The 11,803-nt window shown below is 70.7% G+C and carries 11 protein-coding genes; 5 read left to right on the top strand and 6 right to left on the bottom strand.

Going from position 1 to position 11,803, the window contains the following annotated elements:
* The first annotated feature begins 125 nt into the window (after nucleotides 1-125).
* Genes F0Q34_RS01305 through F0Q34_RS01315 form a run of 3 tightly spaced genes read left to right on the top strand, consistent with a single transcriptional unit; the run spans nucleotide 126 to nucleotide 2,850 of the window.
* Nucleotides 126-1,043: a DMT family transporter gene (locus tag F0Q34_RS01305; protein ID WP_241665250.1), complete on the top strand. Its 918-nt coding sequence runs from the start codon at nucleotides 126-128 to the stop codon at nucleotides 1,041-1,043.
* On the top strand, nucleotides 1,043-1,954 hold the full coding sequence (locus tag F0Q34_RS01310) for a DMT family transporter (protein ID WP_149810337.1): 912 nt from the start codon (nucleotides 1,043-1,045) through the stop codon (nucleotides 1,952-1,954). Before F0Q34_RS01305 ends, F0Q34_RS01310 begins: the two co-directional genes overlap by 1 nt.
* Nucleotides 1,951-2,850 (top strand): MBL fold metallo-hydrolase, encoded by a 900-nt coding sequence (locus F0Q34_RS01315; RefSeq protein ID WP_149810338.1) that lies wholly within the window; start codon nucleotides 1,951-1,953, stop codon nucleotides 2,848-2,850. The genes F0Q34_RS01310 and F0Q34_RS01315 overlap by 4 nt, the downstream gene beginning before the upstream one ends.
* Nucleotides 2,851-2,913: 63 nt before the next feature.
* Here F0Q34_RS01315 and F0Q34_RS01320 read toward each other — a convergent pair whose 3' ends face one another.
* From F0Q34_RS01320 to nth, 5 genes are all read right to left on the bottom strand, one after another.
* Nucleotides 2,914-5,241, bottom strand: a complete 2,328-nt coding sequence (locus F0Q34_RS01320; RefSeq protein ID WP_149810339.1) for a xanthine dehydrogenase family protein molybdopterin-binding subunit — start codon at nucleotides 5,239-5,241, stop codon at nucleotides 2,914-2,916.
* Between the two features lie 70 nt (nucleotides 5,242-5,311).
* The gene (locus tag F0Q34_RS01325; RefSeq protein ID WP_149810340.1) at nucleotides 5,312-6,547 is read right to left on the bottom strand and encodes an MFS transporter; all 1,236 of its coding nucleotides are present in this window, start codon (nucleotides 6,545-6,547) and stop codon (nucleotides 5,312-5,314) included.
* Entirely contained in the window at nucleotides 6,544-7,791 is a 1,248-nt protein-coding gene (gene rlmN / locus F0Q34_RS01330; RefSeq protein ID WP_149810341.1) for a 23S rRNA (adenine(2503)-C(2))-methyltransferase RlmN, read from the bottom strand. Before rlmN ends, F0Q34_RS01325 begins: the two co-directional genes overlap by 4 nt.
* Nucleotides 7,792-7,797: 6 nt before the next feature.
* The gene (locus tag F0Q34_RS01335; RefSeq protein WP_149810342.1) at nucleotides 7,798-8,313 is read right to left on the bottom strand and encodes an invasion associated locus B family protein; all 516 of its coding nucleotides are present in this window, start codon (nucleotides 8,311-8,313) and stop codon (nucleotides 7,798-7,800) included.
* 130 nt (nucleotides 8,314-8,443) lie between these two features.
* Complete coding sequence (gene nth, locus F0Q34_RS01340) at nucleotides 8,444-9,103, bottom strand: endonuclease III (RefSeq protein ID WP_149811189.1); 660 nt, start codon at nucleotides 9,101-9,103, stop codon at nucleotides 8,444-8,446.
* 249 nt (nucleotides 9,104-9,352) lie between these two features.
* Between nth and F0Q34_RS01345 the strand changes: the two genes are divergently transcribed.
* On the top strand, nucleotides 9,353-9,853 hold the full coding sequence (locus tag F0Q34_RS01345) for a DUF2244 domain-containing protein (protein WP_161600751.1): 501 nt from the start codon (nucleotides 9,353-9,355) through the stop codon (nucleotides 9,851-9,853).
* Nucleotides 9,854-9,925: 72 nt separating this feature from the next.
* On the top strand, nucleotides 9,926-10,390 hold the full coding sequence (locus F0Q34_RS01350) for a hypothetical protein (RefSeq protein ID WP_149810344.1): 465 nt from the start codon (nucleotides 9,926-9,928) through the stop codon (nucleotides 10,388-10,390).
* A 31-nt stretch (nucleotides 10,391-10,421) separates the two neighbouring features.
* Here F0Q34_RS01350 and F0Q34_RS01355 read toward each other — a convergent pair whose 3' ends face one another.
* On the bottom strand, nucleotides 10,422-11,792 hold the full coding sequence (locus F0Q34_RS01355; protein WP_149810345.1) for an APC family permease: 1,371 nt from the start codon (nucleotides 11,790-11,792) through the stop codon (nucleotides 10,422-10,424).
* Nucleotides 11,793-11,803 lie beyond the last annotated feature (11 nt).

An 11,803-nucleotide genomic window follows, 5' to 3' on the forward strand; every position in this document is an offset into this window, starting at 1 on the left:
CGCCTTGCCGGCCTCGACCTGGCCCCCCGGCTCACCGGCCTTCCGGCGCTGCTGCCGGCCCCGGGCCCCGACGCGCCCGGAAGCCTGGCGATCGCCCGTAGTTGGCCGTTCCGGCGGACGGGGTGATGCCGCCCTCCAGTCTTCCCCCTGAAAGCCGGCCGCTGGACCAAGCCCTGCTCGGCATCGCCCTGGTGGCGGCCGGCTACGCCACGGTGGCCGTGTCGGACGCCATGGTGAAATGGGTGCTGCCGGAGATCGGCACCGCTGCTGCCATGCTGTGGCGTGGCCTGTTCGGCGCCCTGACCATCGCGCTGCTGGTGCGCGGGCGCATCCCCCGTGCCGTGAACCGGCGGCTGCTGGCCGCGCGCTGCGCTTTGCATTGCGGCGTCACGGTGCTGTTCTACCTGGCCTGGCATCGCGGCATGCCGCTGGCCGACAGCTATGCCATCTCCGCCGCCGCCCCCTTGCTGATGACGCTGCTGGCCATTCCCATCCTGGGGGAGAGCGTCGGATGGCGGCGCTGGGCCAGCACCGCCTTCGGCTTTTGCGGCGTGCTGGTGATGCTCCGGCCCGGGGGGGCGCTCTGGGGCGCTGACGCAATGCTGCTGCTGATCGCCGTGGTGCTGATGGCGGTGACCCGCATCTGGATGCGGCTGCTGGCGCGCACCGACAAGCCGGCCACCATCACCTTCTGGCTGATGCTGGCGCATGTGCCGGCCGGGCTGCTGCTGATGCCGGTGCTGCCGCCGCCGCAATGGCTGCCCAGCCCCGGCACGATGGTGCTGCTGGTGCTGCTCGGGGCATCGAACGGCATCGCCCACTGGCTGTTCGCCCGCGCCTTCGCCCTGGCGCCGGTGTCGCTGCTGGCGCCCTTCGAATATTCCACCCTGGTCTGGGGCACCGTGCTGGGCTTCGTGGTCTGGGGCAATTTCCCCGCCTATGGGACGCTGCTCGGCGCCGCCATCGTCATTGCCGCGGGGCTTTACAACCTGCATCGCGAGCGGCTCCGCCGGCGCGAATCCATGAAGGAGGCGACCGGCTGATGCCGCTGCGCCACGATCTGCGCCGCGGCGCGCTGATGATGCTGGGCGCCACCGCGCTGTTCTCGATGATGAGCGCGCTGGTGAAGGGGCTGGGCGACAGCATCCCCTTTCCGGAGATCATGTTCTTCCGCAACCTGCTGGCCCTGCCGGTGGTCGCGGCGATCGGGCTGCGGCGCAAGGTGGATCTGCGCACCCGGCGCTTCGGCGGGCATTTCCTGCGCGCCCTGGCCGGCATCGCGGCGATGAGCTGCTCCTTCTTCTCCCTGACCGTGCTGCCGCTGGCCGAGCAGACGGCGCTGACCTATTCCACGCCGCTCTTCGTCATCATCCTGTCGATCCCGATGCTGGGGGAGCGGCCGGGGCCGCATCGCTGGGGGGCGGTGCTGGTGGGCTTCCTCGGCATCCTGGTGATCGCGCTGGGGCAGGGGGCGTTCACCGGCGGGGGGCGGCACGATCCGGGAATGGCGGAATGGCTGCTCTGGGCCGGCTTCGGCGCGGCCGCCCTGCACGGGCTGTTTTCCGGCCTGACCACGCTGCTGGTGCGCCAGCTTTCCGCCACCGAGGCCAGTTCCGCCATCGTGCTGTGGCAATCCATCCTGATGACCGGGATGACGGCGCTGGCGCTGCCCTTCGTCTGGGTGACGCCGAGCTGGGAACAATTGCCGCTGCTGATCGGGATGGGGCTGCTGGGCGGGCTGGCGCAGGTGATGCTGACCGAGGCCTATGCCAGCGCCCAGGTTTCCGCCCTTGGCCCCTATTCCTATTCGGCGCTGATCTGGGCCATCGTCATCGGCTGGGTGGTCTGGGGCGACATCCCGACGCCCTCCATGCTGGCCGGCGCCGCGATGATCGTCGCCGCCGGGCTGTACATCCTGCACCGCGAACTGCGCCGCCGGGAGAAGAACCGTTGAGCATTCCCTTCATCCGCGAGGACAAGCTGCCCACCGGCACGGTGGAGGAGTTGGGCCGGCCGGGCGGCGTCCGGCTGCGCCGCATCCGCTGCGACAATCCCGGGCCCTTCACCTTCCGCGGCACCAACACCTACCTGATCGGGGAAGGGGAGGTGGCGCTGCTCGATCCCGGCCCGGCCGATCCCGCCCACCATGACGCCATCCTGCGCGCCCTGCCCGGGGAACGCCTGACGCATATCCTGGTCAGCCACACCCATCGCGACCATTCGCCAGGCGCCGCCGCGCTCAAGGCCAGCACCGGCGCCGCCACCTTCGGCTTCGGCCCGCACCTGACCCCGCCGGCCGAGGGCGGCGATGGCGGCGACCATGAGTTCCATCCCGACCGCCGCCTCGCCGATGGCGAAACGCTCCGGGGCGAGGGCTGGCGCCTCACCGCCCTGCACACGCCGGGGCATTGCGCCAACCATCTCTGCTTCGCGCTGGAAGAAAGCGGGGTCCTGTTCTCGGGCGACCATGTGATGAGCTGGTCAACCAGCGTGGTGGTGCCGCCGGACGGGGACATGGCCGATTACATGGCCGCGCTGCGCCGCCTCGCGGATCGCGATGACCAGCTGTTCCTACCCGGCCATGGCGCGCCGCTGCCGGAGCCGATCGCCTTCACCCGCGCGCTGCTGGCGCACCGCCAGGCGCGGGAAGACGGGCTGCTGGAAATCCTGGGCCGGCATGGCCCCGCCACGGTGGGGGAACTGGTGCCCTTCCTTTACATCGGGCTGGAGCCGAGGCTGCGCCCGGCGGCGGCGAAAAGCCTGCTGGCGCATCTGCGGAAGCTGGAGACGGAAGGCGCGGTCCAGGCCGCGGCTGATGGCGCCTGGGCGGTTCGGGGGCGCCAGCCCTGAAGGCGGGCCGGGCGGCGCCGGAAAGCAAGCGCCGGGGGCGGTGAACCCCCGGCGCGGCGTGACTCAGGCCGCGCGGGCCATCGACACGGCCTTCCACACCACCTCCGGCGTGGCGGGCATGTCGAGATGAGTGACGCCCACCGGCGCCAGCGCATCCACCAGCGCGTTCATCACCGCCGGTGGCGAGCCGACCGCGCCCGCCTCGCCCGCGCCCTTGACGCCAAGGGCGTTGGTTTCGCAGGGGATCTCCACCAGCTCCACCTCGATGTCCGGCAGGTCATTGGCGCGGGGCAGGGCATAGTCGTTGAGGCTGGCCGAGATCAGCTGGCCGGTTTCCTTGTCATAGGCGGTGCGCTCCATCACCGCTTGGCCGATGCCCTGCGCCACGCCGCCATGCACCTGGCCGCGCACGATCAGCGGGTTCAGCGCGTGGCCCACATCGTCCACCACGATGTAGCGGGCGATCTCGGTGTGGCCGGTGTCCGGGTCCACCTCCACTTCCGCGATGTGGCAGCCATTGGGGAAGGTGTGCGCCGGGATGGCCGCGACCTCGGCGGCATCCAGCAGCGTCACCGTCTCGCCCTTGGAGGCGCGCTCAAGCTGCTTCGCCGCCAGTTCCAGGATGCCGATGTCGCGGTCGGTGCCGGCGATGGCGAAGCGGCCGCCGGTGAACTCGATATCGGCCGGGGAGGCTTCCAGTGCCTCGGCCGCCGCCTGCTTGCCCTTCTCGATCACCGAGGCGGTGGTGGCCAGCAGCGCCGCGCCTTCCGAATACAGCGAGCGCGCGCCGCCGGTGCCGCCGCCGGAGGGGAGGCCGTCCGAGTCGCCCTGAAGCACGCGGATCTTCTCGACAGGAATGCCGAGCTGGTGGCCGGTGATCATGGCATAGGCCGTCTCATGGCCCTGCCCGGTGGACTGGGTGCCCACCAGCACGTCCAGCATGCCGTCCGGGGCGAAGCGCATCGCCGCGCGCTCGGAGGCGTCGCCGCCGGTCGCCTCCAGGTAATAGGCCATGCCGATGCCGCGCCGCTTGCCCCGCGCGGCGGCTTCCGCCCGGCGCGCCTCGAAGCCGGCCCAGTCGGATTTCTCCAGCGCCTTGTCGAGCACCAGGGCGAACTCGCCCGAATCATAGGTCTGCCCCACCGGCGTCTTGTGCGGCATGGCCGAGGACGGGACCATGTTGCGGCGGCGCAGCTCGATCCGGTCCATGCCGATCTCGCGCGCCGCGGCGTCGATCAGCCGCTCCACCAGGTAGTTGCTTTCCGGCCGCCCGGCGCCGCGATAGGCATCCACCGGCACGGTGTTGGTCAGAACGCCGAGGACGTTGGCATAGATCGCCTGGAAGCCATACACGCTGGCCAGCACCTTGGTGCCGGCGCCGCAGGGGATGAAGGGCGCGAAGGTCGAGAGATAGCCGCCCATGTCGGCGTAGTTCTTGGTGCGCAGCGCCAGGAACTTGCCGTCCTTGTCCAGCGCCAGCTCGCCCTCGGTCAGGTTGGCGCGGCCCTGGGTGTCGGACTGGAAGGCCTCCATCCGTTCCGAGGCCCATTTCACCGGCCGGCCGAGCTTGCGCGCCGCCCAGCAGCACAGCGCGTATTCGGCGTACATGTAGAGCTTCATGCCGAAGCCGCCGCCGACATCGGGGGTGATGACGCGGAACTTCTCCGGCGGCAGGTGGAACACCGAATTCGCCAGGATGTCCTTCACCAGCCAGGAGCCCTGGGTGCCGGCATGCAGGGTGAAGCGCTCGGTGGCGGGGTCGTATTCCGCCAGGGCGGCGCGGCCTTCCATGCTGTTCACGATGATGCGGTTGTTCACCACCGTCAGCTTGGTGACATGCGCGGCCTGGCCGAACAGCGCGTTCGTGGCCGCCTCGTCGCCCGTCGCCCAGTCGAAGCAGATGTTGTTGGGTGCCGTCTCCCAGACCTGCGGCTGGCCCGGCCCGGTGGCGGTGGCGAGGTCGGTGCAGGCGGGCAGGACGTCGTAATCCACCATCACCGCCTCGGCCGCGTCCCGCGCCGCCTGGACGCTTTCGGCGACGATCAGGGCGACGCCGTCCCCGACATGCCGCACCCTGTCCACCGCCAGGCCGTAGCGCGGCGTGTTGGCGCGCGGCGAGCCGTCGCGGTTCTTGAGCGGAATGGCGCAGGGAATCTCGCCCAGGCCTTCGGCCATCCAGTCCTGGCCGGTCAGCACCGCATGCACGCCGGGCAGGGCGGTGGCGGCGCTGGTGTCGATGGACTCGATGCGAGCATGGGCATGAGGGCTGCGCAGCACCACGGCGTGCAACTGGCCAGGCACCGCGATGTCATCGGTGTAGCGGCCATTGCCTTTCAAGAGGCGCGGATCCTCGACGCGGCGGACCGCCTGGCTGAGCCCGAACTTGGCCATGGTGTTTTCTCCCCGGATGTCTCCCCTGGCATAGTTGGCCAAGGCAACGGGCATGGGAAGAGGGAAGCGTTCAGTCCGCTCCCGGCCTGGGGGAGGCCGGCATCGGCAGGGCGGCACGGGCCCAAAGGGTCAGCACCGCCATCAGCACGGCCGCGGTCAGGAAGCCGGCACCGTAGCCGCCATGCCGGAGCAGGACGCCGAAGCCGATCGAGCCGACCCCTTGGCCCAGGAACAGGGCCATGGCGAAGGCGGACACGGCGGTGGCGCGGGCCTCGGGCAGGGCCTCGGTGCTGCGGGCCTGCAGCACGCCGTGGAAGCCGAAGAAAAACAGCCCGATCAGCGCCTGCAACACCGCTACCACCGGCCAGACGGGCGCCAGGGCCAGCCCGGCCAGGGCCAGGGACAGCAGCAGGCCGCCCACCAGCATCAGGCGCATCTCGCCCAGCCAGTTCAGCAGGTGCCGCGCGGTGCGGGTATAGGCCAGGGCGCCCAGGCCGAAGCCCGCCACCACCAGCCCCGCCTGCCAGGGCTCAAGATGGAAATCCTGGATCAGATAGGAGCCGATGAAGGGAAAGGCGCCCCCGAACAGCAGCAGCCCGTCCAGAAAGGCGGTGAGCAGCAGCAGGCGGGCCGGGCGGCGGCGCAGCAGCTCCGCATAGCGGGCGAAGCCGAGATTTCCCACCCTGGAGGGATGGCCGCGCCACAGCCGCGCCCCCAGCGTGGCGGCGATGGCTCCGGCCGTGACCAGGGCTACCGTGGCGGTGACCATGAACACCGACCGCCAGCCGAAAGCCTGGCCGATGCCGCCCGAAACCGGGCCGGTGAGCAGCTGGGCCATCACCATGCCGGTCATGAAGCGGCTGATGGTCGCCTGCCGTTCCTCGTAAGGCACGTTGTCGCCGATCCAGGCCAGGGCGAGCGGGATGATGGCGCCGCCCGCCGCCCCCGTGGCGGCGCGCAGCGCCATCATCTGCCCGAGCGAGCCGGCCATGGCGCAGGCCGCCATGGCCAGGCCATAGGTGGCCAGCCCGATGGTCAGCACCCGCAGCTTGCCGAAGCGGTCGCCCAATGGTCCGAGGACCACCTGGCACAGGCCATAGGGCAGGGCGAAGGCGGTGATCAGCACCGCCACCTCGGCCACGGTGCTGTGCAGGTCACGCGCGACGAGCGGCAGCAGCGGGTCGAGCAGCCGCATTCCGCAGCCGGTGGCGAAGGCGGCCGCCGCCAGCAGCGGCAGGATGGAAAGCGTTGGCCTGGCCGCCTGCGCCGGGCCGGCGGCGCGGCCCTGGCTGTCCAACGGGCTCACGCCGCGTCGGGCGCGCGGGCTTCCTGCGCGGCGGCGGGGCGATCCGGCGCGGGCCGCGCCGCCCGCCTGCGCTCGCTTTCGGTCTTCAGCTGACCGCAGGCGGCCAGGATGTCGCGGCCGCGCGGGGTGCGGATGGGCGAGGAATAGCCGGCATCCGACACCACCCTGGCGAAGCGGTGGATGGCGTTGTTGGAGGAGGTCTCGTAGGGGCTGCCGGGCCAGGGGTTGAACGGGATCAGGTTCACCTTGGCCGGGATGCCCTTCAGCAGCCGCACCAGCTCCCGCGCATCGGCTTCCGAATCGTTGACGCCCTTCAGCATGACGTATTCGAAGGTGATGCGCCGCGCATTGGAGGCGCCGGGATAGCGGCGGCAGGCCGCCATCAGCTCCTCGATCGGGTATTTGCGGTTCAGCGGCACGATCTCGTCGCGGATGTCGTTGCGCACCGCATGCAGCGAAACGGCGAGGCCGACGCCCAGCTCCTCGCCGCAGCGATCCATCATCGGCACCACGCCGGAGGTGGAAAGGGTGATGCGCCGGCGCGACAGGCCGATGCCCTCGCCATCCATGATGATCTTCATGGCCTTGGCGGTGTTCTCGTAGTTATAGAGCGGCTCGCCCATGCCCATGATGACGATGGTGGAAAGCAGGCGCGGCGTGCCGTCCGTCGGGCTCGGCCATTCGCCATAGCTGTCCCGCGCCGCCATGAACTGGCCGACGATCTCGGCGGCTCCCAGGTTGCGCACCAGCTTCTGCGTGCCGGTGTGGCAGAACTTGCAGGAGAGCGTGCAGCCGACCTGAGTCGAGATGCAGACCGCGCCGCGATCCTCCTGCTGGTCGGGGATATAGACGGTCTCGACCTTCTGCCCGTCGCGGAAGGCGAACAGGAACTTGCGGGTGCCGTCCTCGCTGGTCTGCTCGGTGTCCACGCCGGGGCGGCCGACCACGAAGCGCTCCGCCAGCTTCGCCTGCATCGGCTTGGCGATGGTGGACATCTTCGCGAAGTCGGTGACGCCCTGGTGGTAGATCCAGTGCCAGAGCTGCTTGGCGCGGAAGGGCTTCTCGCCGATCGACACCATTTCCGCCGCCAGCTCCTCGCGCGACAGGCCGACCAGGTCGCGGCGGCCATCGGGCAGCGTGGCCTCGGGCGGCGCGAACAGCGCCGACTTGGCCAGGATGCGTGCGCGCTCGGCTTCGGTCAGGTCCTGGGGCAGATCGGGCTTGGGGGCGACGGACATGCTCATGATGGGTTACCGGCGGCCGGCCGGGCACTCCTTGCTGATGGCTTCATAGGCGGCGGTGAAGCCCGAAAGGGAAAAGGTGTCGGTGGCCCGGCCGCGGCCCTGCGGGCCGGTGCCCTTGGCCACCGCGTTGGCGCCCGCCTTGAAGACGGCCACGGCGCGGGTGCCCTCGCGGGCGAAGGCGTTGTCCTGCGCGGGATAGAAATCGAGGTCTGTGCCGCCGACCTCGACCTCGACCTCGGCATTGCGGACATAGGTGTAGCCGGATTGCAGCGCCACCTGATCCCGCCCCTGCGGGCGGTGCGTCACCGTCAGGATGACGTTCTGCCGGTTGCCGGCCCCGTCGGTCTTGCTGGCGCGGGTGAAGGCGTAGCAGATCTTCTGCGCGCCCTGGCCCATGGAGGCGGCGGTCCAGTCACCGAAGGTGCCAAGCGCCTGCGGGCGCTGCTGGGCGGCAGCGGGAAGCGACGCCATCATCGCGATGGGCGCGCCGATCAGGATCAGATTGCGAAGGAGCCGGGTCATCGCCGTCACATAAGGGTTGCTGAGGCAGGGCCGCAACCGCGGGGCCGTTATCGGCCGGCGGGCGCCCCCAGGGATGTGGCACGTCAGCCCGCCATCCGAAAGGAAAAAGGCGGGAATTTTGTGCGACGCGTCATTTTGCCGCGGACCGCGCCGGCGGCCACAGGACCTTGTCGCGGTAGTTGCAGGCCTCCCGCGCCACGCAATGCCAGCATTCCGGCAGGCGCGCCTTGCAGATATACCGCCCATGCAGGATCAGCCAATGATGCGCGTCGCGCAGCAGGTCGGCCGGGACGCGCTGCATCAGCCCATCCTCCACCTCGCGCGGGGTCTTGCCCGGGGCCAGGCCGGTGCGGTTGCCCAGGCGGAAGATGTGGGTGTCCACCGCCATCGCCTCGGCCCCGAAGGCGACGTTCAGCACCACATTGGCCGTCTTGCGGCCGACGCCGGGCAGGGCCTCCAGCGCCACGCGGTCGGCCGGCACCTCCCCCCCATGCCGGTCCAGCAATTGCCGCGACAGGGCGATCACGTTCTTCGCCTTGCCCTTCCACAGCCCGATGGAGCGGATGTGCCGCGCCACGCCTTCCTCCCCCAGCGCCACCATGGCGGCGGGGGTGTCGGCCTCGCGGAACAGCGTCGCCGTGGCCTTGTTGACGGACACGTCCGTCGCCTGCGCCGACAGCGCCACCGCCACCAGGAGGGTGTAGGGAGAGGTGAACTCAAGCTCCGTCCTGGGGGCGGGATTGGCTTCGGCCAGCGCCCGGACGAAGCGCTCCGCCTGGGCGGCCGACATGCGCCGGGCGCGCCGCGGCGCCTCGGCGGTGCCGTGCAGGGGGCGCTTGCTGCCGCGCGGCCTGCGGCTCGCCGCCAGGGCCGGGTCCGGTTCCAGCTGGGCCGGCGGTGGGATGGAGGTGGCATCCGCCGGGAGGGGAATGGGTGTCGGGGGGGATCTGGAGGGTCGTTTCATGGGCCGCGAATCGTGAGGGGCCGCGCCACCTGGGCAGCGCATCCCGACAACCTATGTAGGTCGCAAATGTCCGCAATGCCCGAAACCGGTCCGGAGCCGCCATTGTTCGAGGCGGTCAGCACGCCGCCCCGCTCCCTGCGGCCACTGGCGCTGGCGGTGCTGGCCGTGTTGTGCGTCGGCTGGCCGCTGGTGGGCGGCGTGGTGTTCATGTTGATCGGCGCCTGGCCGGTGGTGCCATTCCTGGGCCTGGAATCGGCGCTGGTGCTGTTCGGGGTGATGCTGCACCACCGCTGGTCCGGCCGCGCGTGGGAGGTGATCTCCATCGGGCCCGCCCGCCTGTCGGTGCGCTGGCGGGATGGGCGCGGCCGGCAGGACGAGGCGGTGCTGGACCCTTACTGGGTGCATGTGGAGCTGTGCGACCGGCGCGGCCTGACCCTGGTGCAGCGCGACCGCCGCGTGCCGGTCGGGCGCTTCCTGTCGGCGGAGGAGAAAGCGGATCTGGCGGCGGCGTTGCGGCAGGCGCTGGCGGCCTATCGCCAGCCCGTTTTCGACAATCCGCAATTGCGCGCGCCCTGAAGAACAGGCCATTCAGGGCAGGCACCGCCAGGACGGCCGGAAGGCGGTTCCCGGCCTCAAGGAGAAAATCCCATGGCTCAACGCCGCAGCGCCGGCCTGCGCATGATCCGGCATGGCAGCAACGTGGCAGGCATGCTGGAGGCGGCACGGCAGGTGGCCGGGTCCCGGCTTTCGGCGGAGCAGGCGGTTGCGCGCGGCCTGGATGCCACCGTCCTGGAATATGGGCGGATGGTGCCGGAGAAGCTCCTGGCCTTCAGCGCGGCCCAGGCGGCGCTGTGGCAGGGCGGGACGCGGCTCATGCAGCGCGGCATGGAATATGGCTTCGGGGAGGCCGCGGCCCATCAGGCGCTGTTGCGCGGCAGCGCGGCGAGGGGACCGGCGGGCTGGGCCACGGCCCAGGCGGAATGGGCCGCCGGCGCCGGCCTGCGGGCTGCCCGCTTCTGGACCCAGCTCGGCGCCGAGGCCCTGGACATGGCGGAACAATCGCTGAAGCCCGTGCGGCAGACGGTGGCGGCCAACCGCCGGCGGCTGGGCTGAAGCCCGGCGGCGCCGGCGGGCAGGGGGCGGCTCAGGACGTCAGGTCACCCGCGGCGAATTCATCGATCTGCGCCTGCCGGCCCCGCGCCGTCACGGCATAAAGCAGCAGGATCGCCAGCAACAGCCCGCCGGCGATGAGCGGCGCCGCCGCGCCGCCGCTGCTGACCCGGACCAGGATCAGCCCGATGCAGACCAGCATGCCCAGGGCGGGGATGATCACCGGAACCTCGAAGGCGCCACGGGGCTCGCCGGCGCGGCGCTTCAGCACGATCAGCGCGCCATTGACCAGCGCGAAGACAAACAACAGCAGCAGCACGGTGGCGCTGGCCAGCGCCGCGATGGTGCCCAGCATCGACAGGCCCAGCACGATCACGAACAGCGCGCCGATCGCCACATGCGGCGTGTGCCGCGTCGGATGCACGCGGCCGAACGCCTTGGGCAGCAGCCCCTGCCGTGACATGCCGTAAAGCAGGCGGGAAGCCATGACGTAGTTCACCAGGGCGGTGTTGGCGACGGCGAAGATGGTGATGCCGATGAAGCCGATGGAGGGGAACCAGGGCGCGGCGCGGCGCACCACCTCGGCCAGCGGGGCGGGGGCCTCGGCCAGTTCGCGCCAGGGCACGACCGAAACGGCGGTGACGCAGATCGCCATGTAGATGACCGTGGCGATGATCATCGCCAGGATCAGGCCCATTGGCATGGTGCGCTCCGGGTTCTTGACCTCCTCGGACAGGTTCAGCGTGTCCTCGAAGCCGATAAAGGAGAAGAAGGTCAGCACCGCGCCCTGGAACACCAGCAGGGCGGTGCCCGCGGCCTCCCCGCCGCCCGGCGTTTCGGGCCATTCGAACAGGCTGGCGCTGCCCCAGTAGGGCAGGCCCACGGCGATCACCAGCAGCAGGCCGAACGCCTCCACCAGGGTGCAGAACGCGTTCAGCCACAGCGATTCACGGACGCCGCGCAACAGGATGCCAGCCAGGATCAGCAGGAAGCCGGCGGCCAGCAGGGCCACGGGAACGCCTTCCAGGCCAAAGGCGACCTGCAGGTTCCGCGCCACCACATTGGCCTGCGTGGCGATCGAGGTCAGGCCCGAGCAGGCCACGGCCAGCCCCACCACATAGCCGAGCAGGGGGCTGCGATAGGCGCGATGGGTCACATAGGCCGCGCCGCCGGCACGCGGGTAGCGGGACGCGATGGTGGCATAGGACAGGCCGGTCAGCAGCGCCGCCACCATGCTGACCAGGAACGCCATCCAGATGGCGCTGCCCATCAGCCGCGCCGCCTCGCCCACCAGGCCGTAGATGCCCGCCCCGAGCATGGAGCCAAGGCCATACATCATCAGCAGGCCGAGGCCGATGCGCCGCTGCAGCCCTGGCTCGGCGCCGCGTGCCGTGTCGGTTGCCATGGATTGCCTTC

The sequence above is a fragment of the Teichococcus oryzae genome (assembly GCF_008386565.1).
In the GTDB taxonomy this organism is placed as follows: Bacteria; Pseudomonadota; Alphaproteobacteria; order Acetobacterales; family Acetobacteraceae; genus Pseudoroseomonas; species Pseudoroseomonas oryzae.

What these genes read in the sequence shown, in the direction of transcription:
- nth (WP_149811189.1), bottom strand. Translation starts at nt 9,103, where the DNA reads ATGTCGGCCGCCCAGGCGGAGCGCTTCGTCCGGGCGCTGGCCGAAGCC.
- F0Q34_RS01350 (WP_149810344.1), top strand. Translation starts at nt 9,926, where the DNA reads ATGGCTCAACGCCGCAGCGCCGGCCTGCGCATGATCCGGCATGGCAGC.
- F0Q34_RS01355 (WP_149810345.1), bottom strand. Translation starts at nt 11,792, where the DNA reads ATGGCAACCGACACGGCACGCGGCGCCGAGCCAGGGCTGCAGCGGCGC.
- F0Q34_RS01335 (WP_149810342.1), bottom strand. Translation starts at nt 8,313, where the DNA reads ATGACCCGGCTCCTTCGCAATCTGATCCTGATCGGCGCGCCCATCGCG.
- F0Q34_RS01345 (WP_161600751.1), top strand. Translation starts at nt 9,353, where the DNA reads ATGCCCGAAACCGGTCCGGAGCCGCCATTGTTCGAGGCGGTCAGCACG.
- F0Q34_RS01310 (WP_149810337.1), top strand. Translation starts at nt 1,043, where the DNA reads ATGCCGCTGCGCCACGATCTGCGCCGCGGCGCGCTGATGATGCTGGGC.
- rlmN (WP_149810341.1), bottom strand. Translation starts at nt 7,791, where the DNA reads ATGAGCATGTCCGTCGCCCCCAAGCCCGATCTGCCCCAGGACCTGACC.
- F0Q34_RS01305 (WP_241665250.1), top strand. Translation starts at nt 126, where the DNA reads ATGCCGCCCTCCAGTCTTCCCCCTGAAAGCCGGCCGCTGGACCAAGCC.
- F0Q34_RS01320 (WP_149810339.1), bottom strand. Translation starts at nt 5,241, where the DNA reads ATGGCCAAGTTCGGGCTCAGCCAGGCGGTCCGCCGCGTCGAGGATCCG.